The sequence below is a fragment of the Shewanella sp. SM68 genome, from assembly GCF_025653925.1.
Taxonomy (GTDB): Bacteria; Pseudomonadota; Gammaproteobacteria; order Enterobacterales; family Shewanellaceae; genus Shewanella; species Shewanella oncorhynchi.
Map to the genome: position 1 here is coordinate 551,465 of NZ_JAKKRU010000002.1, position 25,250 is coordinate 576,714.

A 25,250-nucleotide genomic window follows, 5' to 3' on the forward strand; every position below is an offset into this window, starting at 1 on the left:
AAAGCCGAGTGATAAACCACTCGGCTTTTTAGATTAAAATGGATATAAAATTCACTCTGCGATGAAGTTCGAATGGGTTCAATTAAGTAAAGTCGCAAGACAACTTTATTAATCCCAGTGAAGTCATACAATCAAAGTCTAGGTTGTCATTCTTGTCTTAGATAAATACTCGGTACATTGATGACAAATGCAACTTAAGCCAGCAACTTCGCCTTATCCTTACCTAATACGCCTTTTAGCACTAAAGAGTTAAAGTGCAATGGTTCCAGCTGCGGCCATTAGTCACTTGCAGTATCAATGGGATCCATTCGGATAGAGATCTAAATACTGGCTCGATAGTGTTAATCAACACTGCAAGCTCCTAATCGTTTATCTTATGGCTAAACAATCACTTGATGATAGGTTTCCACATGGTATGACTCGACTAATTCGGGCATAACTTGGTGGAAATAGTGTTGAATCGCATCCTTAGCGCAGTGCTCATCAAAGGCGGCAATATCGACAAACTTCTCTACAAACGTCACGCGGCGTGGTTCATCACGGCTCACATTGAGTTCGTAACGAATACAACCCGCTTCGCGGCGCGTATCAGGAATAAGGCTCGCGAGCGCAGCTATTAGTGCTTCGGTTTTGCCCTCTTTAGCCAGAAAACTCGCCACGCAGGCAATTTGCTGTTGATTGATTCTATAGTCCGTTGAAGTCGACATCTCAGTTCCTTATTGGCTTAATGTTGAATGTTTATATGCCAAGCTTTTGTTGATCGCTTATGTTGATAATTGATGTAGATAACTCATATTGATAGCCGCTTATGCTGATTGATAGCGCATATCCAAATGGGGAATACCATCTTCTAAGTACATCTCAGAGCAGGCGACAAAACCGAGCTTTTGATAGAAAGCTTTGAGGTAATCTTGGGCGCCGATTTGGATCCCCGCGTCGGACCAAGTTGTCAGTGCAGATTCAATGGCGTGCTGTATTAAAGGCATGGCTAGCCCTTTGCCTCGACCCGCTGGCGATACCACCACACGGCCGATACTCGCCTCTGGATAACTCAACCCCGGCGGTAAAATACGCGCGTAGGCAAGCAGTTCCCCGTCTGACGATAAGCCGAATAAATGCTGGGTTTCTGGATGCCTATCCTTATCGTCAAGCTCTGGATACGCACAGGCCTGCTCTACCACAAACACATCGACTCTTAGCTTCAATATGTCGTATAGCCTATTGGCATTTAATTGATTAAATGTAAGATTTTGCCACTGCAAACGATATCCCTCTGCAAATCATCGAAAAAGAGCTTTGAGTCTACCACAGCATAAAGACCATAAAAAAGCGCCTTAATCCGTGAGGACTAAGGCGCAAAGCTGTTGCGCAAACCAATAGATCTGGGGAAATCTATGGCAACAACAGGATAACGAAAAACGTTATTACTCAACCATGGCATCGTGGGCCACAGGCCCTGTCGGTTTACGGATCAGCAGCACAGCGAATACGGCGATGAGTAGCAGAGCGCCCATGATGTAAAACACATCGTTATAGGCCTGAATATAAGCTTGCTGACTCATGGTTTTGCCCAGTAAAGCTTTCGCCTGCGCGGCAGCGGTATAGGGATCAGAACCTCCCGCCTGCAACATGCTTGCGCTTTGGGTTAAATAATCCTGTGCTTGTGTGCTCACTGCGGGTAAAGATTCCTTAATATGAGCCAAATGCCCGCGCGACAAAGTGTCAGTCAGGGTCGCCACCAGCGCGATACCAAAAGCACCACCTAAGTTACGCATCACGTTTAATACCGTCGATGCCGAGGCATTTTCATGGGGTTTTAAATGCATGGTCGCAAGCATTCCAATTGGCACCAGAATAAAAGGCTGACCTAATGCCCGCACGACTTGCGAAGCGATCATCTGCGGTCCGGCATAATCTGCGGTCATCTGGCTATTCATGTAATAGCTAATGGCGAACATTAAAAAGCCAAAAGCAGCGAGATAACGACTATCAAAGCGCTCCATCAATTTCGGCACTAAGGGCAAGACCAATAGCTGCGGAAATCCCATCCACATAATCACGCCACCAATCTCTAACGGTGTGTAATCATGGACTTGTGATAGATAAAGTGGGATCAAATAAATAGCGCCGAATAATGCCATGCCCAGTAAAAAATACGCCACGGTAGAGAGCACAAAATCACGCTTACCAAGCAGGCGCAAATTCACTAACGGTTCTTTACGCCTTAGCTGGATCCAAACAAACAACACCAGATTCACGACGGCAATAATGGCCAGATTACGAATGAGTTCTGAACCAAACCAGTCCTTGCGGTTACCTTCTTCGAGCACCACTTCAAGGCAACCCATCCCCAGCGCCATAGTGACTATGCCCGCCAGATCGACATTCTTCAGTTTATCCCAAACGACCGACTGCTTTTCTAAACCGTAGGCCAACATGGCCATGACTAACAAACCCGGTGGCACATTGATATAAAACAGATAATGCCAGCTAAATTGCTCGGTCAACCAACCGCCTAAGGTTGGGCCGATTGAAGGCGCAAAGGTCGCCGTCACGCCAAATAACGCCATGCCGACGGCACGTTTGTTATCGGGTAAAAACTCAAGAATAAGCCTAAAGGCCAGCGGGATCAGCGCGCCGCCAAAGAAGCCCTGTAGCGCCCGAAAGGCGATCATGGCCTCTAAGTTCCACGCGATTGAACAGAGCACAGAAGCAAAGATAAAAGCAGCCGTGGTCCATAACAGATAACGCCTGACCGACAATCCTGTGCTGAGCCAGCCAGAGAGCGGGATCGCGATCATCTCAGCAACCAGATACGCAGTTGAAATCCAGCTGCCTTCTTCGAGCGTTGCCCCAAGACTGCCTTGAATCTCCTTCATCGATGCATTGGTGATTTGAATATCGAGGATCGCCATAAAGGCGCCGATCAAACCACCAAATACCGCAATCCATGAACGGCGACTGCCACGCTCATAATCGGTAGGCTTTCTAGGTACACTGATGCCCTGCGCCTCCATATCGGCAGACGCAGTGATAGAGTCGGTTGCGCTCATACTAACGACCTGTATTTGCAGCGATTGCCGATATTGTAGGACCCGACGCCGTATCCACTTTCACAACCGCACTTAAGCCCGGTAGCATGTGTGCTTCTTCCTCAGACAAATCTAAGCGAATACGCACGGGAATACGCTGCACGATTTTAGTGAAATTACCTGTAGCGTTTTCCGCTGGCAATAGACTAAATTTGGCTCCGGACGCCGGTGACAGACTATCGATAACACCTATAAAGGTTTTGTCGGGAAACGCATCGAGACTGACCTGCACCGACTGTCCTGGTTGCATATGTTGGATCTGGGTCTCTTTAAAGTTCGCCGTGATCCACACTGCCCCATCCGGAACCAAACTGTAGAGTGCTTGGCCGGGTTGCACGTACTGCCCCACCATAGCGCCACGTTTACCAATCACCCCAGAAAAAGGTGCGGTCACGCGGGTATCATTTAATTGAATTTTCGCCAGTTCTAAAGTCGCATCGGCCTGTTCAACCACAGAACCAGCCTGATCTAATTGGGCATTAAAAACCGCTAACTCGCGTTGCTTTGCCACTAACACGGCTTTGGCTTCATCGAGACGGGCGGCGGCAGAATCGAATCCCGCTTGTAGTTGGTCGACATCATCTTGGGAGCTGTAATTACTGACTTTAAGCTTTTTTGAACGGCTCAATTGTTGTTGTGCCCGTATTTTATCGGCCTTTGCCGCTACCACGCCTGCGCTGGCTTGAGTGATTAACGCCCGTTGCAACTCCACCTTTGCGGCTAAGGTTTGCAAGTCCGCCTTCGCACTCGCCTGTGAGGCTTCGGCTTGACTCACTTTGGCACTAAATTGGTTATCTTCCAGCTGAGCTAATAACTCACCCTTTTGCACATGCTGGTTATCGGTTACATCGCTTAACACAACGTAGCCAGGCACTTTAACGCTGATATGGGAAATATCGGCCTCAACATAAGCGTTATCCGTGGTTTCGATAAAACGTACCTGTGTCCACCAGTAATAACCGCCTCCCGCAACTACAGCGAGTAACAGTGGAACGGCGATAATGAGTTTACTTTTGGACATGAATGACTCCTTGATTAGTGATATCTAGTGTACTACTGTCTCACTAAGTTTATTAGTCAGTAAAAAATCAACCCACTGTTTCACAGGTGTAACAATGATGGATCTCAATCGCGTGCAAATTTTCGCTCAAGTGGTCGAGCAAGGTAGCTTTACTGGCGCAGCTAAAGCCCTTGGGCTCACTAAGGCAACCGTCAGTCGCAAGATAGCCGAGCTCGAAGCCGATACCGGCACACAACTGCTGTTTCGCACCACGAGAGCCCTAAAACTCACCGAAGCAGGATCGAGTTATTACAACAGGATCAATAAGATCCTCACCGATCTGCAGAGCGCAGAAAATCAGCTCAGCGCCCAACAGCAATTGATTAAAGGCAATCTAAAAATTGTCTGCCCAATTGAATTAGGCCAATTGTTTTTAGGGCCAATTTTCGCGCAGTTTTTAACGCTTTATCCCGAAATCACCATAGAGGCTGAACTCACCAATCGAAAGGTTGATGTGATAGAAGAAGGCATAGATCTGTTATTTCAAATTGCCGATTCTGGCGACACTCGCTTGCAAAGCTATGCCTTAGTCAACGCCCATAAATCGCTCATGGCAAGCCCAGCTTATTTAGCTGCCCATGGAACGCCCAAGGTGCCACAGGACTTAGCCAAACATAAAGCAATTCGCTTGCAGTCGGCGCATATCGAAGGTGCGTGGAAATTATTCGATGGTAAAACTTGGATTGTCGCCGAGCCCAAGACTCAACTGACGGTAAACAATGTCACCCTCGCTCGCGAGGCCGCCATTGCGGGGCTTGGGATCACAGCGGTGCCATCCATCATAGCCCAAGTCGCATTAGAAAAAGGCGATTTAATCCCGCTACTAGATGACTATCCAATGGTGCAAACTAAGGTAGTGCTTAGCTATCCACAGCGGGCATATCTACCGCGAAAATACCGCGTCTTTATCGAATTCATCTATAGCTCCCTATTTAAACGTTGGGGATCGCAAGTCTTAGAAGTCCCTGATTTTATCGGCCATGCCGATCTAGATGAATAAATCGAATGCCCAAAAAAGTAACAATTGTTACTTTGTAAAGTGTAAATCATTGCCTTGAGGATAAATCCTCTATGTCAGAATTGCCTTAATCCATAAGCCCCTATAAGCTTGGCAAGGTAACAGGCTGCAAAAGACCTTAGGTTTTCCTGATACAGTTTGCACAATAAAATTTAACATTTAATCTCAATTTTGGAGGAAACCTAATGAGCTTAATTAAAGAGTTCAAGGCTTTTGCGTCCCGTGGCAATGTGATCGACATGGCCGTTGGTATCATCATAGGTGCCGCATTCGGCAAAATCGTCTCGTCCTTCGTGGCTGATGTCATCATGCCACCGATAGGTATCATCCTAGGTGGCGTGAATTTTAGTGATTTGAGCATAGTGCTACAGGCAGCTCAAGGCGATGCGCCTTCTGTGGTCATTGCCTATGGCAAATTCATTCAGACTATTATCGACTTTACGATTATCGCCTTCGCCATTTTTATGGGTTTAAAAGCCATTAACACCCTAAAACGCAAGGAAGAAGATGCGCCAAAAGCGCCACCAGCACCGACCAAAGAAGAAGAGTTGCTGTCTGAAATCCGCGATCTATTGAAAGCTCAACAAGAAAAATAATCTCAAACTTAAGTGTCACGCATAAAAAACCCATCTCTAGAGATGGGTTTTGTTTTTACATCAGCGAGATAAGTGATTACTCAGCTTCAACATGCACAGTTTCACTGTAATCTTGCACTACTTCTGCCACCCGAATGCGATAAGAGTTAAACAAACAGGGCACTATACCCGTTTGCTCGGCAATGCTGTGGGCCATCTGATTGCGCCATTGGGTAATAGAGGCTTGGTCCTCCCAAAACGACAGGCTCAGTACTTTGCCATCGTCGGTTAAGCTCTGAAAACGTTCGATCGAAATCAATCCCTTGCGGCCTTCTAAATATTGGCGCATTTCAGCGGCCACGTGCAGATACTCTTCCTTCCCTTCCTTTGTCGGGATGACTTCAAAAATTACCGCAATCATAATGTTCTCCAGAAATGAATGTCCTTAATGTCGACTCTAAGACTAGCCCATCTATCACTCTTTAGCTCACTGATTTTTAGAGTTTTAGTCTATGTGATAACCCTGCCTACAACGAAAGGCAATAACCCGAAACATAACAAGTTATTGCCCACGATGACGGCTTACCTGTGGCTAATCTGTAGCGAATCAAGCTCATCAATGCGCTTATCGCCGCGATATAGCCAGCGATACAAGGTCGGCAAGACGAGTAAGGTCAGCGCCGTCGAGCTAAACAAGCCACCGATAATCACCACTGCCAAGGGCTTTTGGATCTCACTGCCAACACCCGATGATAATAAAATCGGGATCAAGCCTAAGGCCGAGGTGAGTGCCGTCATCAATACCGGCCGTAAACGCCCCACTGTGCCCTCATAAACACAATCATAGAGTGCTTCGCCGCTTTGCCTGCGCTGATTAATCGAATCCACCAGCACCACACCGTTGAGCACCGCTACCCCAAATAGAGTGATAAAGCCAATAGAGCTAGGCACTGACAAATAAGTACCACTGACATACAGGGCCACTATGCCGCCAATTAAAGCTAAGGGCACGTTCGCCATGATGAGCAACACTTGCTTGAATGAACCAAAGGAGAAGTACAACAACAAGGCAATCAAAGCGATAGAAATCGGCACCACTAGCATCAACTTTTGCTGCGCTCGCTGCTGATTCTCATATTGGCCGCCAATGATCACTGTATATCCCGCAGGCAAATCCGCCTTTGGCACTAGAGCATAAATATCTTTTACAACCGAGCCCATATCGCGTCCCGCCACGTTGGCCTGCACCACAACACGGCGCTGCACATCGTCACGGCGAATATTCGGCGGCGCCATTTCCACTTCGACGCTGGCGACTTCCCCTAAGCGCACTGTGGCGCCATTTGTACCACTGAGTAATAAGTCTTTAATCGCATCAGGGCTTTGGCGAAATTCGGCCGCGAGTCGCACATTGATGTCGTATCTGGCATTGCCATCGATCACTTGCCCTGCACTCGCGCCGCCAATACCTTGGCTGACGAGGCTCATCACTTGATCGACACTGATGCCGTAACGCGCCAATAGCTCGCGTTTGGGGCGCACGACCAATTGCGCCTCGCCGCTCACTTGCTCAAGCGACACATCCACGGCACCGGGGATTTTCGCAACGAGATCGGTAAGTGCTTGGCCTTTCTGTGACAATACCGCTAAATCAGGGCCGAAGATTTTAATCGCTAGCTGGGCTTTTACCCCCGAAAGTAATTCATCTACCCGAGTCGCAATCGGCTGCGAAAAGGTCAACAAGAGTCCGGGGAACACGCTGAGTTTTTCCTCCATTAAGCGTTGCAGTTCCAAGCGCGAGCTTGCCGACTGCCACTCTGCTATCGGTTTCAAGCCAATATAGACTTCAATATTACTCACAGGCTCAGGATCGCCGCCCAGTTCAGGCGCACCAATGCGGCTCAGGGCATATTCCACCTCGGGAAATGCTAGCAAAATAGCCTCAAGCTTAGGTGCGACTTGGAGCGAAGTACCTAAACTCGCCGTTGGTGCTAGCGTCACCCTCAAGTTAATCGTGCCTTCCTCCAGTTCAGGCACAAATTCGGTACCCAGCCTTGGTAGCAATAATAGACTCAAGCCGAACATCACCAAGGCGCTGAACATCACCACCTTTGGCCTAGCAAGCGTTGCCGTCAGTAACTTGCGATAAGCGGTATCCAGTGGCGCTAAAATCACACTTTGTTTAAGCAGCACACCGCGCTTAAACAGATACACAGCAAGGGCTGGCACGGCAATCAGCGCCACCAGCAAGGCCGACATCATAGCCAAAATAATACTGACCGCCATCGGCTGGAACAGCTTGCCTTCAACGCCTTCGAGTGCAAACAGCGGCGCAAATACGACGATAATAATGGCGGTGGCGAAGAAGATTGGACTACATACCTCTTTCGCCGCGAGCATTATCCGAATAACCATATTCGATTCGCTGACATCACCACAGGCTTTAGCACCATCCTCCTCACTGTGATAGGGATCGTCCTCACCATCGGCACGCGCCCTCGCCTCGGGTAAATGACGGCGATCAGGTTGGGTTAAGTGTTTGAAAATATTCTCTACCATCACCACAGAGCCATCGACTAACATACCAATCGCCACAGCTAAACCGCCGAGCGACATCAGGTTTGCCGACAGACCATAATAGGACATCACCATAAGCGCGAGCCCGATAGACACTGGAATCGACAGCAGCACCAGCAAGGTTGCGCGGATATTGACGAGGAACAGCGCCAAGATCACCACGATAAACACAAAGGCCATTAACAACGCATCGCGCACTGTGGTCACGGCCTTATCGACCAGTTCCGCTTGATCGTAAAACACTTCAAAAGACACGCCATCGGGCAAGGCCTGCTCGATAAGGCTCACCCGTGCACCAATATCGTCAATCGTCGCCTTAGTGTTTGCCCCCATGCGTTTGAGCACGACACCAGCCACCACTTCACCGAGATTTTGCACTTGGCCAGATTCATCGCGGCGCGTCATAGTCACTGCCCCGACACGGATCTCGCTGCCGAAATCCACCTGAGCGATATCGCCAATACGCACTGGCGTACCGCTGGCTTCGGTCAGAGGGATCTGCGCGATTGCCGCCAATCCCGCGTCTCCTGCGGGCAACATGCCATAGCCACGCACCACAAGTTGCTCTTGGCCTTGGTCCATAAACCAACCGCCAGCGTTGCGGTTATTGCTCTCTAGCGCTTCGGTCACCTGCGCCATAGACAAGCCATAGGCACGCAGTTTATTCGGGTCGACCTGCACTTGGTATTGGCGCACATCGCCACCAAACGACAAGACTTCAGTCACGCCGCCCACTGGCATCAATATCAACTTCACCAGATAATCATTTAAGCTACGCAGCTCGGCGGCATTAATGCCAGAGTTAGGTTCTGCACGCAGAATATACTGATAAATCTGCCCTAATCCCGAGGTATTCGGGCCGATTTCCGGCACTCCAACGCCGCTTGGGATCATCTCCCGCGCCGCCTGTAACTGTTCAAACACTTGCTGACGAGCGAAGTAAATATCCGTCCCCTCGGCAAATACCACAGTCACAATCGACAAGCCAGTGCGCGATAACGAGCGCACCTCAGTCACAGCTGGCAAGGCGTACATGGCCGATTCCACCGGATAACTGATGAGTTTTTCCACCTCTTCAGCGGCTAAGCCTTCGGCCGCAGTATTGATGGTCACTTGCACGTTAGTCACATCAGGAAAGGCATCGAGATTCAACTTAGGCAACATGGCCACACAGCCCACAATCACGGCGAGCAGAGCCAATACCACTAACAGCCGATTTTTAATCGCGGCTTCGATTAACTTTTGCAACATAGAAAATCTCCAAAATGAGGGCGCTCATATTAGTGGGCGTGAATATCAAAGCCCGCTTTCGCCTGCTCGGATGCCAAGAAGAACGCGCCAGCCACCACAACCTTGAGCTGTGCCTGCTGGGCTTTTTCAAGCTCAGGTCCACGCACTAGACTCAAGCCGCGCTGACGCTGCACCACTTCTACCTCAATGGACTCAAAGCCATCCTCATCTTGAATAAATATCTGCCAGTCGCCATCGCCGCCACGGGTCAGCGCCGCATCGGGCAGCACTATGCCACTGCCGTTTGGATCGGTAGTAGAGCCAGCAAAGTAGAGTTCAGCAAATTGCCCCGCATGCAACACATGGTCAGGATTAGGCATACTCACTAACACTTGCTCGGTGCGCGTCACGCTATCGAGTTCATGGGAGCGACCTATGATCTTGCCCGCCAACGTCTTATCCCCTACTTGCACTAAAGCTGAACTGCCAACCTGGATATGCATAGTTTGAGTTGGGGTTAACTGCGCCTCAACCCATAAATAGGATTCATCGGTCAGTTGCATTAAGGGCGTGCCCGCGCTAAACACTTGACCTAGCATAGCGATATCCTGCTGCACTCGGCCGTCAATTGGCGCTAAGAGTTGATAACTGCCTATGGCTTCGGGCGTCGATTCCAGTGCACGAATTTGCGCGGGCGTCATCTTAATTGCCTCTAAAATCGCCCGTTTAAGTTCGGCATCCACCTGCGCCTGCATCCGCCGACTGACGCTAACCGCACCTTCACTCATGCGTTTGACTCGACTCCATTCGGCAGCGGCATTAATGTAGTCCGCCTGTGCCTGCGCAACGGCTGCGCCACCCAAGGTAAGTAAAGGCTCACCTTTTTTCACTTCTTGTCCCGGCACTACATGGCGCGCCAACACACGCACATCGAGCTGCGGCGCAAGGGTCGCGGTTCGATCGCGATCCACCACTAAGGTCGCCGTCGCCCTAATATCGAGATTCAAATTGGCGAGGTTCAAGCTATCACTCGACAAAGGTAACAAGCTAATCCCCGCCAAGGCTTGCTGCGCTTCGGTCAATTTCAACGCCTGTTCGCCGTGTTCATCCGTCGGCGCCGTTTGCGTTACCGAATCGCCGCTTGCCTTAGCGACGGGTGCGTGATCACCGCCAGCCAATACAGGCTGAGCGAGAAAGGCCAGCGTGCTCAGCACGAATAATGCGAGCGCGATTTTTGATAGGTTAAACCGACGCTTTTCAGGCGTCGTTACAGCATTCAGTTGAAGGATATTTTCGTGGTGAGTATTTAAATTCATTATTGTGACCTCATGGGTTTACTGTGCGTGCGGCGGCATTAGATGTTATCGAAGGGGCTGCATTTAGCTTTTCTATAATGAGCTTTTCGATAAAAGGCATAAGCTGGCCGCTTTCGCCCATCCAAGTTAACCAACTTTGATAGATAGCCGTTTCTAGGTTCAACCCCACCAAATAACTGGCGGCTAACTGACGACGGCTCTGTAAGTACTCGCTAGTACTCACATCCCCCGCCTGCCATTGTTGGCTTAAGGATTTAGCGGCTTTCGCACCTGACACTTGCACTAACTCGCGCCAGTCTTGGTAACGCTCAAGTAAACGCGGTAACGCATAGAGGAATTGTTTCTGCTTAGCGGTAAGCACTCGCTCACGGGCAAGATAGCCTTGCTCCGCGATCGCGATGCCCTTATCGGCCACGGCTTGTAACTCACTGTAGTTATTGCGAACTTGCAGAGGAATTGATACGCCGACACCGAGCTTATTGTCCGTGCCTTCCTTTTCAGCGCCTAGGCTAATAGTCGGGTCAGCTGAAGTTTCCGCTTTGACTTGCATGACATTAACTCTGGCGAGCAGCACTTGCTGATAAGCACTCGCCAGTGCTGGCAAGGCTGATGTTGAGGTGCCCAACTCGGCCGCTGGTGCTTGCTTAGCCTGAGTCACAAAGAAATCGATCTCCTTGATAAATTCACTAAAAGCGAAATTATTATCCCCAAGTAATTCAATTACTTTGCCATCGGCCACTAAGGCCCCCTGCTCGGCTAAGGCGTAGTCGGCAGTATTAGAGGCGACTTCGAGTTGTATCAATTGCAGCTCGACGTTGGACAAATCCCCCGCCGCCAATCGCTGCTCAGCAATATTGAGCTGCGCCTTGGTGAACCTTAATTGCTGCTCGGCAAAGGTCAGCGCCTTACGGCTTTGCGCCTGTTCTGCCAAGGCCAGTAAACGTTCGGCCAACATTTGGCTACGCTCTAACCCTATGTCTGCTAAAAGGATTTGCGCTTCAAGCTCGGCACGCTGTGTCGCCACGCCGCGCTTGTCACCCCAATCGAGGGTTTGACTCAGCCCTAAGCTATAAGCATCTGTATCAGCATTTTGATAATTAAGCCCAAGTTCTGGGTTATACACAGCGCGATCTGCCGCCTGAATGGCCAGTTTGGCCTGTTGCTGCCTTACAAGCTGTGCCTGAACTTCAGGTAACTGATTGAACTGTGTGAGTAACTCAGGCAACCATTGGCCAAAGTTGACATGTGCCGTGTCGGTTTCTTTGGCGGGTAAGCCCAGTGATTGCGCCTTAAATGCCTCAACTTCAGCGGCTTTGATTTCAGGGGCATTAGCTTCAGAGGCTTTGGTTTCAAGGACCTTGACTTCAAGGACGTTGACTTCAAGAGAGTCATTTTCTGCCGCGAGGGCAAAGGCTACCAATCCGGCGGCCAATACTAATCCGCAGCTAAACAAGCCCGATCTAAACAGACAAACTAAAGTACGGGCGAGAATCGTTTTTTTCATCGCAAATCCTAACAATATCAAATGTGGATCGGCTGGCTTTTGCGCCCAAAGCGAAACGGCTAGATGTGAGCTTCATTTAAATAGCTCAATGCAAAGCAATCATATCGTTCTGGGCATGGCAAATAAGCGCCGATCGAATCATCCCGCCAAGCAATACAGTAACGGCTAAAAAGCCAATGACGGCTCCAACAGTTAACGCTACGAGCATCAGTTCAAGCGTATCTTTTGGGAGATGAACATAACGGGCTTATCACGCGGCAAAATAGAATGAGATCCAATCAGATGAATCAATCGTCCTAGGCCGAGAAATAAGCCGAATATTGGAGAATTAAGCGATAGGAGGGCGGTATTTAGGTAAATTTTCAGGCGGAAAATAGGATACATCGGTAGGCAGATAGACGCTTTCTAACGCCTGTACAGGCTGACTCACTGCCTGAGATAACAACGCCACATGACCGCCATGGCATTGGCAGTCGAGGCATAGGTCAAAATCTTGTATTTCAGTGGTTTTAACTAAGTGGGAATGAAATCCGCTGCTTTGGTTTTCACCCGTGGAGTCCGCAAAACCGAAGGCTTGCTCGCTTGGACAAACGCAATCGACACATTGGGCCAAAGTGGTCACTTGAGCACTAAATTGCAGATGGGGATGATTCTCAGCTTCTTCCGCACCATTGCCCGCATGTAATTGATGCGCACCCAAATTCGCGCCGGCAAATTGCAGCACGATAATGGCTATCAGTAGGGTCACCATTCGAGTAAAAAATGGCTTAGCGGTAGAATTCAAATATCACCTATAGCAAATAAAGGATAACGGATAACGGATAACGGATAACGGATAACGGAACATCTGACCCGTATGATAAACATAAGTTCACAGCTCGCAAGCAAAGTCTTTCAAGCTGTGATCTCTAAAGGCTAACGCTGACTTAAACACTCAGTGCTTATTTAAATGCACAGCACTTATTTAAATACACAGTGCTTAGCATAATCAGCGGCTTCGTTAGCAGTCCAATCGCCAGACGGCTTATTTTTCATCTGTTTACACCAAGCATCACTGCCCACTTCTGGCGCGCAGGCACTCAGTCCAGCGGTAAATGCCAACACTAACGCAATCGCACTGACCTTAGAAACTGTCAGTGAAGAAAAAGAGCGCGATTTCAATAATGACATACTTAATTCCTTGTAAATATGGCCTAAATTAGACCATTAAATATTCGAACGCTTAGTGATCCAAGCAATCGCTTTGGCTTTCTGTTCGAGTGGAAACCAAGCCACTTCGCCCTGCATAAAAGGCCCGAGTAAGCGCACCGCATTTCCTACCCAATCAGGGCCGCCCACAAACACTAAGGCTTCAAAATTCGGTAACTGGACTTCACCACTACCAGTCAGCGACTCAAATTCCCAGCCTTCGAGTAACACATCCGCCTCAATATACAGGCAAACTTGGCCCCAATCCTTACGATAACTCTTAATCGCAGGCTGTAAACGGGTCCGATAATCGGTGGAGGATAGTCGGCCACTGGCAAAAAGACTGATAACACCCTTAGCAATATCGGGGATTTGGCATAACATAGAGGCACTCCGAATCGAGAACACTTTTGCAGGCAATGGCTTTAGCCAATGCAGCGGCAAAGAATGCGCCCGATGATAACAAATCTATTGGAAAGCCATAAGTCATTATTGATGGCTTCTCAATCCATGCTGAAAAATGCCTAAGTTTGCCATGATAAAAATCTCAAACCGTGTGGAACTTCAGGAAAATGAAATCGAGTGGCAATTTATCCGTTCGAGTGGTGCAGGCGGCCAGCACTTAAATAAAGTGTCCACCGCTGCGCAGCTGATTTTTGATATTAAAAGCTCATCATTACCCGAGTTTTACCAAGAACGTTTGCTCAACAAGGCCGATCACCGCATCACTAAAAGCGGCAAAATCATTATCAAATGCCAAGCGAGCCGAAGCCAAGATGCTAACCGCCAAACCGCCTTGGAGCAATTTATCGCCTTGGTTGCCAGTGTCGGTGAAGTACAGAAAAAACGCATCCCCACCCGCGCCACTAAAGGCAGCCAAACGCGGCGATTAGAGACCAAGAAACAAAAAGGTGCCACTAAGGCCATGCGTCAGCAGAAGAGTGACTATTAACTTAGGTGACAGTTAACTTAGGTGACAATTAACTCAACTGACAGCCAACTTAGGCAATTGCTAACTCAGTACCAGAGAAATAACCGCAGTTGAACCCAGCCAACAATGGCACAAGATGCCAAAGGTATAATCGGCTCGCACATGATCAGCTCGCACACAATCGACTAACGGATAATGCAAAATCGATTTGAACAGGTTAAGTTAGTGGCCTATGTAAAAAACTGAAATAAATTTTTCCAACTTTAATCCCAGCATTAATCCCAAGGCATGCCGTAAAGGAAAGCGCAATGAGTCACAAAATTTTGCTCGTCAATGGCCCCAATCTCAACCTCTTAGGCCGCCGCGAGCCCAGCGTTTACGGTCATCAAACCTTAGCCGACATAGTGGCAGAGTTAAACCAGCAGGCAAAATTGGCGGGAGTTGAGCTCGAACATATTCAGTCCAACGCCGAATTTGAGCTAATCAATGCGATTCATGCGACTGATGCCCAGATGATTATTATCAATCCCGCCGCCTTTACCCATACCAGCGTCGCCCTGCGTGATGCCCTGCTTGGGGTGGCAATTCCGTTCTTTGAAGTGCATTTATCCAATGTGCACGCCCGTGAAGCCTTTCGCCACCATTCCTATTTTTCCGATAAGGCGATAGGCGTGATTTGCGGTTTCGGTTCACAGGGTTATGAGTTTGCGCTGGCGGCGGCCATTAAACGGCTCAACCAGCCACAGTAATCCCATTCAATAGCGTGCTTTGCAAGGGCAGATAAATGGCAATGGATCTTCGTAAAATTAAAAAACTCATTGAGTTAGTACAAGAATCTGACATAGCAGAACTGGCGATCACCGAAGGTGAAGAATCAATTCGCATCACCCGCTACAGCCCTATGCCAGCCAATGTGCAATCACAGCAAACGCTACCCAGAGCACGAGTCGCGCCTTTGAGTGAACAGGCAAAGCAAACAGGCATTTCGCCAAGTACAGAAGGTTTTGTACAAGTCTCACCTATGGTCGGCACTTTTTACGCGGCGGCAGAACTCGATGATGTGCCGCTGGTTAAAGTCGGTCAACGAGTGAGCCAAGGTGAAGTTGTCTGCATTATCGAAGCGATGAGAATGATGAATCCCATCCAAGCCGAGCGCGACGGCGTGGTCAGCGCTATTTGGGCCAAAGACGGCGATGAAGTGGCATTCGATCAGCCACTATTTACCTTAATCTAACCGCTCGCCTTCCCATGAATTGAAGCGCACTTGAGTTTAAGCTGCGGTTTCAAGCCAAGACAGCATTAACCGAGGTCACTATGATATTAATTACCGGCGCCAGCAGTGGTTTAGGCGCGGCGCTCGCATCGCTCTACGCCAAAGAGAATGAAGCACTGACACTCACAGGTCGCCATGCCGAGCGCCTGCAAACCGTCGCCAATGCATTAACGCCCTTCTCCAACAAAACTATCGCCGCGATCACCGCCGATCTCGCCAGTGAATCGAGTCTCGAAGCCCTGTTCGATGGCCTAACGCAAGCCCCTAAAACCGTGATCCACTGCGCGGGCAGCGGCTACTTTGGAGCGATTGAAACCCAAACCGCCAGCGATATCCACAGCCTGCTCAATAACAATGTCACCTCGACGATTTTGTTAGTGCGCGAACTAGTGAAACGCTATAAAGATCAAGCGGTCACTGTGGTTGTGGTCATGTCCACCGCAGCACTGGCCGCCAAGGCGGGAGAATCCACTTACTGCGCGGCAAAATGGGCGGTGCGGGGATTTATCGAGTCGGTGCGATTAGAGCTTAAACAAAGCCCAATGAAGTTGATTGCCGTGTATCCCGGCGGCATGGACACAGGCTTTTGGCCCAGTAGCGGTAAGGCTTTAGATACCTCAAGCTTTATGTCCGCCGATGAAGCGGCTAGCATGCTCAAACAAGCCTTAGTTGTCACAGAGCATGGTTATATCGCCGATATCACCATACAAAGGGGCTAAATGTGCGGATTCGAGACGCAAAATATGACCACTGCGTCTCTTTCTTAGCACTCGCTAGTCGGCGCAGTTCGCTGTATTTAGGGTAACGACGCGACGGCTTTCTCTGTGGGTCAACCACCACATCAGCAGTCCTCCCAATGACAACAAAGACGCCGCATAACCTGTCGCGGCAATGCCTTGTCCAGACAGTATCACTAAACTGCCCACCCAAGGCCCAATTGCATTGGCAAGATTAAAGGCGCATTGCACTAAAGCGCCTGTCATGGCTTGCCCATCAGGTGCCACATCCATCAATCTGGCTTGCACAATAGTGGCGAGCCCTAACCCACAACCGACAAAAAATACCACGGGCATCAGCGCCCAGTAATGTCCGGTCAAACTCGGGTAAATAGCCAACACCACAGTGCTTAACACTAACGACCAAAACGCCGCCGCTAAGGCCGACTTATCCGCCGCCCAGCAACACACTAGCGTGCCCAATGTTGCGCCAATACCAAATACCGCCATCATGATTGGGATCTTAAACGGCTCGACTTGCGTCACTTGGATTAAGGTTTCAGCCAGATAGGTATACACGCAGAAGATACCGCCAAAGCCAATGGCCGCGATGCCTAGCGTCAGCCAGACTTCACGATTTTTAAGGGTTTGTAGCTCTTTTTTGGGACTCGCATCAGCGGGCACGGCTTGATTAGGTGCTAAAAAATACACCATTATCGCGGTAATGGTCGCCAGAATTGCCACTATGCCAATGCCAGAGCGCCAGCCCACAGTTTGCCCCATCCAAGTCGCAAACGGCACACCGATAATCGTCGCCAGCGTAAGGCCAATAATCACCCGCGATACGGCGCGGGCCTTCATTTCTGGCGGCACTAAAGAGGCGGCGAGCAATATAGCCACGCCGAAATAAGCGCCGTGGGGCAAGCCGCTGAGAAAACGAAAAAAGATTAACCAATTCAATGATGGCGCTAACGCACTTAAGCCATTGGCCACCGCCATTAACCCGGCTAAAGCAATCAAGAGTGTTCGCCGTCTGACCCTAACGGCCAGCACCATGATAATTGGCGAACCGACCACAACCCCCAGCGCATAGGCACTAATGGCATAACTCACATGTGCAACCTCTACCCCTAAATCGCTCGCGATATAAGGCACTAAGGTCATGGAAGCAAATTCTGTGGTGCCTAAAGCGAATGTTCCGAGTGCTAAGGCAAGTAACACCCATAATGTACTGGCGCCCTTATGCTGGTTTTGGGCAGCCTGATTTCTAACAGTATTCAAACCTCGTCTCCGCTATGCTATAAAACGACAACTAGCTGATAAATAACTAATAAAAAGATAATAAAAGATGATAAATAAATTGGAGCCCACTAAGGGGCTCCAATTTCTCAGTCATTTACGTAATGTAAATCTATCTGACTAACTGTTCTTGATAGGTTTGACTGTTCCAGTCGTAGGCGTAAAGCGTGCCTTGCCACTCGTAAAGTGTACGACCATCCTGCTGCACAACCCTAGCATTGCTCGGCAAGCTAGACACACTGTGCGGTGCGCGTGGACGCGGAGTTGCAGCTGTTTTGCCTGTGGCATTACTAGTTTGCGACACCAGTTGCCCAGTCGATTGTCCGGCCATATTTACAGGCATACTCGACACCATACGGCCTTCACTCGCAGAATACTGCATACTGGTTGTTACCCGTACAGGTGCAGAAATGGCCACAGGTTCATCATCATAGGCCATAGGAATCGACAAACCTATGCCCGAATAGGGCGAGTTCCAGTAATTTCGAGCGTAGGCGTCACGCGACGTATTCCAACCCCAATCATTGTTCCAATGGGTGTTCACACCGTAACCAACATTCCAACCCGATCCCCACCCCGTAGCGAGCCCTAAACCCCAAGGGTAATAAGGTCGATAATAGGGACGATAATGGCGATTATCTTTGCGCACATGGCGGTTGTCGTAATAATTGTCATGACGATTGTTGTAATGACTATCGCCACGACTGTAGCTATCACGATGACCGTGGCGTTCGTCTTGATCCGAATAGCCTCTATTTCCGGCCACCGCCACAGTCGGCACACTGAGCGCCCCCAAAAGTGAGATCCCCACGGCAAGCGATAAAACCAAGCACTTTAGCGACCGCTTATGCGCGCCATGTGATTGACTTTGAACACACTTTTCTTGAGCAAACCATACAGGAATATTCATATAAACCTCGAAATAAAGGGCGTAAGCGAGATCTATCGCGACTTACTGGTAACCATTTTACGCTTCCTAAGCTTGAAGATCACTGAATTGGTTAACCCTAAAACAGAAAAATGCTATAGTGCGCGCCACATGGATTTTCACTGCAGAGGCTATTTCCACATGAGTTTTAAGGATTTACGCAGCTTTATTGATCACTTAGAAGCCAATGGCGAACTTAAACGCATTAGCTACCCAGTTGATCCTCATTTAGAAATGACAGAGATCGCCGATCGCGTATTACGCGCTCAAGGCCCTGCGCTATTATTTGAAAATCCCAAAAATCATCACATGCCCGTGTTGGTAAACCTGTTCGGTACGCCAAAACGTGTGGCCATGGCACTCGGCAAAGACGACCCATTAGCCCTGCGCGAAGTGGGTGAACTGTTAGCCTTTTTAAAAGAACCCGAACCACCTAGGGGTTTTAAAGACGCGATCGCTAAGATCCCTATGTTCAAGCAAGCCTTGAATATGCCGCCAAAAACAGTGCGTAATCCGCCTTGCCAACAAATCATCAAAACCGGCGATGAGGTCGATTTAACTAAATTGCCTATTCAGCATTGCTGGCCGGGCGATGTCGCACCACTAGTGACCTGGGGCTTAACCATCACCAAAGGCCCGCGTAAGAGTCGTCAGAATTTAGGCATTTATCGCCAACAATTACTGGGTAAAAACAAGCTGATTATGCGCTGGTTGTCCCACCGTGGCGGCGCGTTAGATTTTGCTGATTTTAAACAACAATTCCCCGGTGAGCGTTATCCGGTTGTGGTCGCACTCGGCGCCGATCCTGTAACCATTTTAGGTGCCGTCACCCCAGTCCCAGACTCCATGAGCGAATACGCTTTTGCCGGTTTACTGCGCGGTGAACGTACCGAAGTCTGCAAGGCATTAAGCTGTGACTTAGAAGTGCCCGCCACCAGTGAAATCATCCTCGAAGGTTATATCGATCCTGAGGAACTGGCGGAAGAAGGCCCCTACGGCGATCACACGGGTTACTACAACGAAACCGATAAGTTTCCAGTATTTACCGTTACCCACATCACTCAGCGTAAAGATGCCATCTACCACAGCACTTACACTGGCCGTCCACCGGATGAGCCAGCCATGCTGGGGGTTGCATTAAACGAAGTGTTTGTGCCGATTTTGCGTAAGCAATATCCTGAGATCATTGATTTTTATCTGCCACCTGAGGGCTGTTCGTACCGCATGGCAGTGATCTCCATTCGCAAACAATATCCGGGACATGCCAAACGAGTGATGATGGGCGCTTGGTCTTTCCTGCGCCAATTTATGTACACTAAGTTTATTGTCATAGTGGATGAAGATGTGAACTGTCGTGACTGGCAGGATGTGATCTGGGCGATCACCACCCGCATGGACCCTAAACGCGATACTGTGATGATCGAAAACACCCCGATCGACTACCTCGATTTTGCTTCACCCGTTGCGGGCTTAGGCTCAAAAATGGGACTCGATGCCACCAATAAGTGGGAAGGTGAAACCAACCGCGAATGGGGCACGCCAATCGTGATGGATCCAAAAGTAAAACAAAAGATCGACTCAATCTGGGATGAGTTAGGCATAGACGACAGCCCAACCCTATAATTCAGCTTAAGCCATTACTCAAGTATCGGCTTTAGCCAAGAGAATAGGCCAATAACAGGCCTCTAAAGCGACACCTAGACACATACTGTTGAAGAAAGGTGCAAAGGAAGTTTGATGAAAACCATACGTTGTAAGATAGAGAAAGTTAACCCATTTAACGATGCCGTATATCAAGTATTGTTAAGGCCTGAAACCGCCTTCGATTTCCAAGCGGGGCAATACTTATGTGTTGTCATGGGTGAAAAAGATAAACGCCCCTTCTCTATCGCATCAGCGCCAAACGCCGAGCTGATCGAATTACACATTGGCGCCGCTGTGAGTGAAAGCTACCCAATGCAAGTGGTCGAGCGCCTGAAAGCCTGCGCCCTTGATGGCAGCACTATCGACATCGAAGCCCCAGGCGGCGAAGCCCACCTGCGTCACGAAAGCATTCGCCCTCGCCTGTTAATCGCCGGCGGCACAGGTTTCTCTTACATTAAAAGTATCATCGAGCACCAAATAGCCCTCGGCCAACAGGTTGAAACTATGCTGTATTGGGGTTGTCGCACCCAAGATGCCATGTATTTTGAAACCATCGCTCGCCAGTGGCACGACGCTCACCCTTGGTTGCACTTTATCCCCGTCATCGAAGAAGCCCCAACCAACTGGCAAGGTAAAACCGCCAATCTGTTAGCGCAAATCAAACAAGATTTTGTCAGCTTAAATGGCTACGACATCTACATCGCCGGCCGTTTCGACATGGTGGGTGCAGCACGGGAAATCTTCCGTGAGATGGGTGTAGAAGAAGCACATCTCTACGGTGATGCGTTCGCGTTTATCAAATAACGCGTTGATTTGTTAGCTCGGCTGGCTAACCTTTGCCAGCATAGGCTTAAAATAATAAACCCCAGTTTTTACTGGGGTTTTGTTTTATACGTCACGCCGTATTTCACTTTTTGTGGATACATCCACTCAGTAAACCTGCTTATCCAAAGATTATTTGCTGCTTAAGCAAAAGATTAAAGTCGTGGGTCTTCAACCCACACCCGACCAAGAGGGGATCAACAGCAATCCCCTCTTGGAACTCCCTTGCCGCCCCTAGCGAAGTTACATGCATTAGATACTAGCCTTGGTCTTATGGATAAATTGCTATCGCTTCCGAAGGCAACATCCCTGTACCTACGGAAGCTAGCCGGTCATCCATGACCGGACTCACGCAATTTATTCCAACGTCCCGCGGCAACTTCGCAGGGGAAGGGTGTAACCTTTAACATCAAATATATGCCTGTCCTCTCTTTCTTCGAGCCACAACTGGTTAAGAAAAATCAGACTCGTTTAACTGATGATTTGGAACGTAAAATTCTATCCATGTTTGCTCTGGGCATGAGCTATCGAGATATGCGGGCCCATGTTCAAGAAATGTATGATATGGATATCTCTGAGGCCACCATCAGCTCTGTCACCGACCAACTTCTTCCTAAATTGAAAGAGTGGCGCCAGCGTCAACTCGATGCCATTTATCCTATCGTTTGGCTCGATGCGATCCATTACAAAGTCAAAGATGAAGGTCGTTATGCCCACAAGGCCATCTATACGTTACTGGGCGTTAATCTAGAAGGAAAAAAAGAACTTATAGGTCTCTATCTATCTGAAACTGAAGGTGCAAATCACTGGCTAACAGTGCTGACCGATCTTCACAACCGAGGGGTTGAAGACATATTAATTGCTTGTGTGGATGGGCTTACTGGCTTTCCTGAGGCGATTGCGGCCATCTATCCCAAGACTGAGGTACAGTTGTGTATCATTCATCAGATCCGCAGCTCACTTAAATATGTTGCGTCAAAGGATCAAAAAGCCTTCATGGCAGATCTTAAACTGGTCTACCGCGCCTCGACACTGGAGGTCGCAGCAGCATCTCTGGATGATTTGGAGGAAAAATGGGGTGAGCAGTACCCGATAGTCATCAAGTCCTAGCGTAACAAATGGATGAACCTGTCTGCTTACTTTAAATACCCACACTATATCCGCAAGGCCATTTACACCACGAATGCTATTGAGGCTGTACACAGGCAGTTTAGGAAACTCACCAAAACTAAAGGCGCTTTCCCGAATGAAAATAGCTTGCTGAAGTTATTATACGCGGGCATATTGAACGCCTCGAAAAAATGGACCATGCCAATCCAAAATTGGGGGCCTACGCTATCTCAATTGGCAATTCATTTTGATGGTCGCTTAGATGATGCTCTGGGGCTGTGATTGAATTTTAAGCTGACACAGAATTTTGAACGCCCTCCGTTAGGTATCCGAAGTACTCGAAGCTTGTGGCCCCTTTCCCGTTCCAGGATGATCAAGATGCTCTCCAAGTAAATTAAGATATTTTGCATCAACAGGTTCTACTGGTTGCTTCCTCTTATGTGTTGTATTTACAGCAGGTAATAGGATTAAAGGAGCGACCGTTTTGATACCAAAAAATTGTCGCTTTATCTCTCTTCCTAAAATCTCACCCATTAAACTAGGAACGGCATTTCCTAACTGTCTTTGAACCTCTGTTCTGCCACCTAATATTTCATAGTCGTCTGGAAAAGTTTGAAGGCGGCAAAGCTCTCGGGTAGATAGCCTTCGATTTTTCCAATGAAATGGACCTATTGCACTACCTGGTTGAGCTTGTATCGTCCAAGATGGCTTATCTTTTGCTAGCTTTAATAAAAAGCTCCAGTACCGTGTACGCCAGCCAAATAAAGGAAGACCTTCTCCCCGATTAGTATGATGCAGATAGTTTTTGCCTTCAGGAATGCTAGGTAGCAATTCTGCCCACTTTCCAGTTGCAGGGATATCACTATGACTTAAATCATTTAAATCCCCAATGGCATCCCAAGCGGTTCTCCAGTTTTCTAAAGAAAATAGGTCATTGTCGTCTTTTTCAGGGTTCTTATGCGTAGGCACTGGAAACTTAAACTCAGTCCCATCTCTTGATCCAATGATAAAGACCCTTTCTCTAATCTGAGGTACACCAAAATCAGCTGCGTTGATAACACCTAAATTAAAGTTATAGTTAGTACCTTCCTCTTTGTTAATTTTATCGATAATGCCTTTGAGCAGGTCTATGGCTTCATCTTTTCCTTTGTAGGTAATACCAAAAACGTTTTCCATTAGAAATGCTTTTGGTTTTAAATCTCTCAAAACTCTTAAGTATGCAGTAAGCGTGTCTGCCCGAGGGTCATCTAACCTTTTTGTATCACCTTTCGACCAATAAGCCGCTTTCGAAAATGGTTGGCATGGTGGCCCACCAATTAATAGGCTTGGCTCATTGTCTGAGAATCCCCCAACTTTAAAAATTTCACTGCTGGGGACATCGTGAATATCTTGATGCAGTGTATTCCATTTAGGTCGGTTATAGTTAAGTGTCTCACACGCCCATTTATTAAACTCTACAGCTACAGTGGTTTCAAAACCTGCCGCTTCGAGCCCAAGATCAAGTCCTCCTGCGCCTGTATATAAACTAATTGTCTTGAGCATATTGTCTTTTTCAACTACCTTAGGGAATTTTGCTAAGTATGGTCGCAACTGCTGCGAGCATAAACCTAATTAACAGTACCATAATTGTATTGAGAGTACAAGTGATAAAAGTGAAATTAAGAGAGGTAATGGCGGCCTACAGAAAAAAACATAACTGTAAGCTCACTTACCACGAGCTTGCTGATATTGCTGGTTTATCTAGATCTACTTTGGAAGCTATAGGCTCAAGGCCTGATTACAACACGACTCTTGCAGTTATAAACATCCTTTGTAGTGTCCTTGAATGCTCAATATCTGACTTACTTGAATACAGCAAGGATGAAGAATGATCCCGCAAGAAATAGATTTAGCAACAGGCTTATCTGCAGTAGAACTATCGAATGTATTTGAGAACAATCCTCGAGCTTATATGGCTGTACGAGGTGCCGTTGCGGAGAAACACTTAGAAAAAGTTTTGAACGAACTAATTAATATTGGGGAGATCATAGATATTCAACCTGCTTCAGGTGATCTAGATAAAGATTTTTACCTAAATGTTGGAGGTAGAACACTATCCCTTGAGTGTAAAAATGTCGAAGTAGCTAAAATCACAACCAAGCCTGCGATTTGCGATTATCTAAGTTATTTAAATGATAATGGACTAATTGAACTTAACGAAACATTGACTGAGCTAGGTATAGAAGAGACCAAGCTAACTAGACTTTCTTTGGGGGACCTTAAGTCTATTATTCAGTCACTCCCTCAAAAATATCGTGAGTCTGGAATTACTAGATATCAATTCAGCGCATCTAATGTTGAAAATCCATCTGTAGGTTCAATACGGCCAATGGAGTTTTTAGAACAATTTCATTCAAACGTCCTAACGATCGATTTTAAAAGGACTAGAAATTCAACTGACGAAACAGGAAATACAAGACGTAATAGATTCTATAAGAGTGACGAAATTGATCTTGTGGCAGCCTGCCTTTTCTCAAGAACGATGGAGTGGAAGTTTCTTTATGCGAAAGCTGAGAATTTTAATCGTCACGACCAATACCCTGAGAGATATTCAGATAAGCTAGTTCTTGAGCCTGGAATTTGGACGGATAACTTAGTTGAACTTATTCGCACATAATAATACATGGCAGTCGGGCAGTTTGTTCAGTAGCTCTTTGTGCCAAGTACAATGCTTGCACATGTAGTGGTCAAGTAAAATTGGCCACGGTTTTAGAGTCATTCCAATATAAACGTTCTGACTCATTTGGCGTTAACCCACCATTATATTGATGGGGCCTAGTCTCGCTGTAATATCCAGTGATGTAATTTGTGATCTCTTTATCTGCTTCTGTAAAATTCCCATAACCACTTGCGGGTATCCACTCAGATTTCAAACTTCTAAAGAAACGCTCCATTGGTGCGTTATCCCAACAATTCCCGCGACGACTC

25 protein-coding genes and 1 pseudogene are annotated in these 25,250 nt (G+C 48.0%); 11 read left to right on the forward strand and 15 right to left on the reverse strand.

Features of this window, described 5'->3' with window-relative positions; genetic code table 11:
• Window positions 1–380 precede the first annotated feature (380 nt).
• The 4 genes from L5M40_RS05510 to L5M40_RS05525 form a co-directional block, all read right to left on the reverse strand.
• The gene (locus tag L5M40_RS05510) at window positions 381–707 is read right to left on the reverse strand and encodes a putative quinol monooxygenase (RefSeq protein ID WP_113939190.1); all 327 of its coding nucleotides are present in this window, start codon (window positions 705–707) and stop codon (window positions 381–383) included.
• Window positions 708–806: 99 nt separating this feature from the next.
• A complete protein-coding gene (locus tag L5M40_RS05515) occupies window positions 807–1,262 on the reverse strand; it encodes a GNAT family N-acetyltransferase (RefSeq protein ID WP_263256373.1) in 456 nt (151 codons plus the stop codon).
• A 162-nt stretch (window positions 1,263–1,424) separates the two neighbouring features.
• Window positions 1,425–3,053, reverse strand: a complete 1,629-nt coding sequence (locus L5M40_RS05520) for a DHA2 family efflux MFS transporter permease subunit (RefSeq protein ID WP_263183320.1) — start codon at window positions 3,051–3,053, stop codon at window positions 1,425–1,427.
• A 1-nt stretch (window position 3,054) separates the two neighbouring features.
• Entirely contained in the window at window positions 3,055–4,113 is a 1,059-nt protein-coding gene (locus L5M40_RS05525) for an HlyD family secretion protein (protein ID WP_263256375.1), read from the reverse strand.
• A 94-nt stretch (window positions 4,114–4,207) separates the two neighbouring features.
• Here L5M40_RS05525 and L5M40_RS05530 point away from each other — a divergent pair, with 94 nt between their 5' ends.
• A complete protein-coding gene (locus L5M40_RS05530) occupies window positions 4,208–5,152 on the forward strand; it encodes a LysR family transcriptional regulator (RefSeq protein ID WP_173496249.1) in 945 nt (314 codons plus the stop codon).
• A 203-nt stretch (window positions 5,153–5,355) separates the two neighbouring features.
• Window positions 5,356–5,766: a large-conductance mechanosensitive channel protein MscL gene (gene mscL, locus L5M40_RS05535; protein ID WP_105250328.1), complete on the forward strand. Its 411-nt coding sequence runs from the start codon at window positions 5,356–5,358 to the stop codon at window positions 5,764–5,766.
• A gap of 76 nt (window positions 5,767–5,842) precedes the next feature.
• On the opposite strand, the gene L5M40_RS05540 is transcribed toward mscL, so the two are convergent.
• From L5M40_RS05540 to L5M40_RS05570, 7 genes are all read right to left on the reverse strand, one after another.
• A complete protein-coding gene (locus L5M40_RS05540; protein WP_025008611.1) occupies window positions 5,843–6,166 on the reverse strand; it encodes an antibiotic biosynthesis monooxygenase family protein in 324 nt (107 codons plus the stop codon).
• 161 nt (window positions 6,167–6,327) lie between these two features.
• Entirely contained in the window at window positions 6,328–9,573 is a 3,246-nt protein-coding gene (locus L5M40_RS05545) for an efflux RND transporter permease subunit (protein WP_263256377.1), read from the reverse strand.
• Window positions 9,574–9,602: 29 nt separating this feature from the next.
• Complete coding sequence (locus L5M40_RS05550; RefSeq protein WP_263256378.1) at window positions 9,603–10,868, reverse strand: efflux RND transporter periplasmic adaptor subunit; 1,266 nt, start codon at window positions 10,866–10,868, stop codon at window positions 9,603–9,605.
• A gap of 10 nt (window positions 10,869–10,878) precedes the next feature.
• Entirely contained in the window at window positions 10,879–12,372 is a 1,494-nt protein-coding gene (locus L5M40_RS05555; protein WP_263256379.1) for a TolC family protein, read from the reverse strand.
• A gap of 328 nt (window positions 12,373–12,700) precedes the next feature.
• Complete coding sequence (locus L5M40_RS05560; protein ID WP_263145655.1) at window positions 12,701–13,123, reverse strand: hypothetical protein; 423 nt, start codon at window positions 13,121–13,123, stop codon at window positions 12,701–12,703.
• A gap of 209 nt (window positions 13,124–13,332) precedes the next feature.
• The gene (locus tag L5M40_RS05565; RefSeq protein WP_113939200.1) at window positions 13,333–13,542 is read right to left on the reverse strand and encodes a DUF3012 domain-containing protein; all 210 of its coding nucleotides are present in this window, start codon (window positions 13,540–13,542) and stop codon (window positions 13,333–13,335) included.
• A 36-nt stretch (window positions 13,543–13,578) separates the two neighbouring features.
• Complete coding sequence (locus L5M40_RS05570; RefSeq protein ID WP_105250333.1) at window positions 13,579–13,944, reverse strand: STAS/SEC14 domain-containing protein; 366 nt, start codon at window positions 13,942–13,944, stop codon at window positions 13,579–13,581.
• A 136-nt stretch (window positions 13,945–14,080) separates the two neighbouring features.
• On the opposite strand from L5M40_RS05570, the gene arfB reads away from it, so the two are divergent.
• The 4 genes from arfB (at window position 14,081) to L5M40_RS05590 (ending at window position 16,483) form a co-directional block, all read left to right on the forward strand.
• The gene (arfB, locus tag L5M40_RS05575; protein WP_011787977.1) at window positions 14,081–14,512 is read left to right on the forward strand and encodes an alternative ribosome rescue aminoacyl-tRNA hydrolase ArfB; all 432 of its coding nucleotides are present in this window, start codon (window positions 14,081–14,083) and stop codon (window positions 14,510–14,512) included.
• A 287-nt stretch (window positions 14,513–14,799) separates the two neighbouring features.
• Window positions 14,800–15,240, forward strand: coding sequence for a type II 3-dehydroquinate dehydratase (aroQ, locus tag L5M40_RS05580; protein ID WP_028759381.1), 441 nt, complete (start codon window positions 14,800–14,802; stop codon window positions 15,238–15,240).
• A 35-nt stretch (window positions 15,241–15,275) separates the two neighbouring features.
• Entirely contained in the window at window positions 15,276–15,725 is a 450-nt protein-coding gene (gene accB / locus L5M40_RS05585) for an acetyl-CoA carboxylase biotin carboxyl carrier protein (protein ID WP_263256381.1), read from the forward strand.
• A gap of 80 nt (window positions 15,726–15,805) precedes the next feature.
• Window positions 15,806–16,483, forward strand: coding sequence for an SDR family NAD(P)-dependent oxidoreductase (locus L5M40_RS05590; RefSeq protein ID WP_263256383.1), 678 nt, complete (start codon window positions 15,806–15,808; stop codon window positions 16,481–16,483).
• Between the two features lie 54 nt (window positions 16,484–16,537).
• Here the strand turns inward: L5M40_RS05590 and L5M40_RS05595 are convergent, their stop codons facing one another.
• Together L5M40_RS05595 and L5M40_RS05600 are read right to left on the reverse strand one after the other, a co-directional pair.
• Complete coding sequence (locus L5M40_RS05595; protein WP_263256384.1) at window positions 16,538–17,761, reverse strand: MFS transporter; 1,224 nt, start codon at window positions 17,759–17,761, stop codon at window positions 16,538–16,540.
• A gap of 130 nt (window positions 17,762–17,891) precedes the next feature.
• Window positions 17,892–18,689: a hypothetical protein gene (locus L5M40_RS05600; RefSeq protein ID WP_263256386.1), complete on the reverse strand. Its 798-nt coding sequence runs from the start codon at window positions 18,687–18,689 to the stop codon at window positions 17,892–17,894.
• Window positions 18,690–18,848: 159 nt separating this feature from the next.
• Here L5M40_RS05600 and ubiD point away from each other — a divergent pair, with 159 nt between their 5' ends.
• From ubiD to L5M40_RS05615, 3 genes and pseudogenes are all read left to right on the forward strand, one after another.
• Window positions 18,849–20,330 carry a 4-hydroxy-3-polyprenylbenzoate decarboxylase gene (ubiD, locus tag L5M40_RS05605; protein WP_263256388.1) on the forward strand — a complete coding sequence of 494 codons (1,482 nt, stop codon included), beginning with the start codon at window positions 18,849–18,851 and terminating at the stop codon, window positions 20,328–20,330.
• A gap of 114 nt (window positions 20,331–20,444) precedes the next feature.
• Window positions 20,445–21,155 carry an NAD(P)H-flavin reductase gene (fre, locus tag L5M40_RS05610; protein ID WP_263256390.1) on the forward strand — a complete coding sequence of 237 codons (711 nt, stop codon included), beginning with the start codon at window positions 20,445–20,447 and terminating at the stop codon, window positions 21,153–21,155.
• A 453-nt stretch (window positions 21,156–21,608) separates the two neighbouring features.
• Window positions 21,609–22,565: pseudogene (locus L5M40_RS05615) on the forward strand (IS256-like element ISSba9 family transposase); the annotation flags it as partial.
• Window positions 22,566–22,604: 39 nt separating this feature from the next.
• Here L5M40_RS05615 and L5M40_RS05620 read toward each other — a convergent pair.
• Window positions 22,605–23,825, reverse strand: a complete 1,221-nt coding sequence (locus L5M40_RS05620) for a DNA cytosine methyltransferase (RefSeq protein WP_263256391.1) — start codon at window positions 23,823–23,825, stop codon at window positions 22,605–22,607.
• A 128-nt stretch (window positions 23,826–23,953) separates the two neighbouring features.
• Here L5M40_RS05620 and L5M40_RS22610 point away from each other — a divergent pair, with 128 nt between their 5' ends.
• Together L5M40_RS22610 and L5M40_RS05625 are read left to right on the forward strand one after the other, a co-directional pair.
• Window positions 23,954–24,154: a helix-turn-helix domain-containing protein gene (locus L5M40_RS22610; protein ID WP_411569081.1), complete on the forward strand. Its 201-nt coding sequence runs from the start codon at window positions 23,954–23,956 to the stop codon at window positions 24,152–24,154.
• Window positions 24,151–24,939 carry a hypothetical protein gene (locus tag L5M40_RS05625; RefSeq protein ID WP_263256393.1) on the forward strand — a complete coding sequence of 263 codons (789 nt, stop codon included), beginning with the start codon at window positions 24,151–24,153 and terminating at the stop codon, window positions 24,937–24,939. Before L5M40_RS22610 ends, L5M40_RS05625 begins: the two co-directional genes overlap by 4 nt.
• Before the next feature lie 70 nt (window positions 24,940–25,009).
• Here L5M40_RS05625 and L5M40_RS05630 read toward each other — a convergent pair.
• The coding region (locus tag L5M40_RS05630) for an integrase core domain-containing protein (protein WP_263147013.1) at window positions 25,010–25,250 on the reverse strand (241 nt) is incomplete at its 5' end.

What these genes read in the sequence shown, in the direction of transcription:
- L5M40_RS05620 (WP_263256391.1), bottom strand. Translation starts at nt 23,825, where the DNA reads ATGCTCAAGACAATTAGTTTATATACAGGCGCAGGAGGACTTGATCTT.
- L5M40_RS05565 (WP_113939200.1), bottom strand. Translation starts at nt 13,542, where the DNA reads ATGTCATTATTGAAATCGCGCTCTTTTTCTTCACTGACAGTTTCTAAG.
- arfB (WP_011787977.1), top strand. Translation starts at nt 14,081, where the DNA reads ATGCCTAAGTTTGCCATGATAAAAATCTCAAACCGTGTGGAACTTCAG.
- mscL (WP_105250328.1), top strand. Translation starts at nt 5,356, where the DNA reads ATGAGCTTAATTAAAGAGTTCAAGGCTTTTGCGTCCCGTGGCAATGTG.
- L5M40_RS05550 (WP_263256378.1), bottom strand. Translation starts at nt 10,868, where the DNA reads ATGAATTTAAATACTCACCACGAAAATATCCTTCAACTGAATGCTGTA.
- accB (WP_263256381.1), top strand. Translation starts at nt 15,276, where the DNA reads ATGGCAATGGATCTTCGTAAAATTAAAAAACTCATTGAGTTAGTACAA.
- L5M40_RS05570 (WP_105250333.1), bottom strand. Translation starts at nt 13,944, where the DNA reads ATGTTATGCCAAATCCCCGATATTGCTAAGGGTGTTATCAGTCTTTTT.
- fre (WP_263256390.1), top strand. Translation starts at nt 20,445, where the DNA reads ATGAAAACCATACGTTGTAAGATAGAGAAAGTTAACCCATTTAACGAT.
- L5M40_RS05520 (WP_263183320.1), bottom strand. Translation starts at nt 3,053, where the DNA reads ATGAGCGCAACCGACTCTATCACTGCGTCTGCCGATATGGAGGCGCAG.
- L5M40_RS05545 (WP_263256377.1), bottom strand. Translation starts at nt 9,573, where the DNA reads ATGTTGCAAAAGTTAATCGAAGCCGCGATTAAAAATCGGCTGTTAGTG.
- L5M40_RS05555 (WP_263256379.1), bottom strand. Translation starts at nt 12,372, where the DNA reads ATGAAAAAAACGATTCTCGCCCGTACTTTAGTTTGTCTGTTTAGATCG.
- L5M40_RS05560 (WP_263145655.1), bottom strand. Translation starts at nt 13,123, where the DNA reads ATGGTGACCCTACTGATAGCCATTATCGTGCTGCAATTTGCCGGCGCG.
- L5M40_RS05530 (WP_173496249.1), top strand. Translation starts at nt 4,208, where the DNA reads ATGATGGATCTCAATCGCGTGCAAATTTTCGCTCAAGTGGTCGAGCAA.
- L5M40_RS05510 (WP_113939190.1), bottom strand. Translation starts at nt 707, where the DNA reads ATGTCGACTTCAACGGACTATAGAATCAATCAACAGCAAATTGCCTGC.
- ubiD (WP_263256388.1), top strand. Translation starts at nt 18,849, where the DNA reads ATGAGTTTTAAGGATTTACGCAGCTTTATTGATCACTTAGAAGCCAAT.
- L5M40_RS05590 (WP_263256383.1), top strand. Translation starts at nt 15,806, where the DNA reads ATGATATTAATTACCGGCGCCAGCAGTGGTTTAGGCGCGGCGCTCGCA.
- L5M40_RS05600 (WP_263256386.1), bottom strand. Translation starts at nt 18,689, where the DNA reads ATGAATATTCCTGTATGGTTTGCTCAAGAAAAGTGTGTTCAAAGTCAA.
- L5M40_RS22610 (WP_411569081.1), top strand. Translation starts at nt 23,954, where the DNA reads ATGGCGGCCTACAGAAAAAAACATAACTGTAAGCTCACTTACCACGAG.
- L5M40_RS05525 (WP_263256375.1), bottom strand. Translation starts at nt 4,113, where the DNA reads ATGTCCAAAAGTAAACTCATTATCGCCGTTCCACTGTTACTCGCTGTA.
- aroQ (WP_028759381.1), top strand. Translation starts at nt 14,800, where the DNA reads ATGAGTCACAAAATTTTGCTCGTCAATGGCCCCAATCTCAACCTCTTA.
- L5M40_RS05625 (WP_263256393.1), top strand. Translation starts at nt 24,151, where the DNA reads ATGATCCCGCAAGAAATAGATTTAGCAACAGGCTTATCTGCAGTAGAA.
- L5M40_RS05540 (WP_025008611.1), bottom strand. Translation starts at nt 6,166, where the DNA reads ATGATTGCGGTAATTTTTGAAGTCATCCCGACAAAGGAAGGGAAGGAA.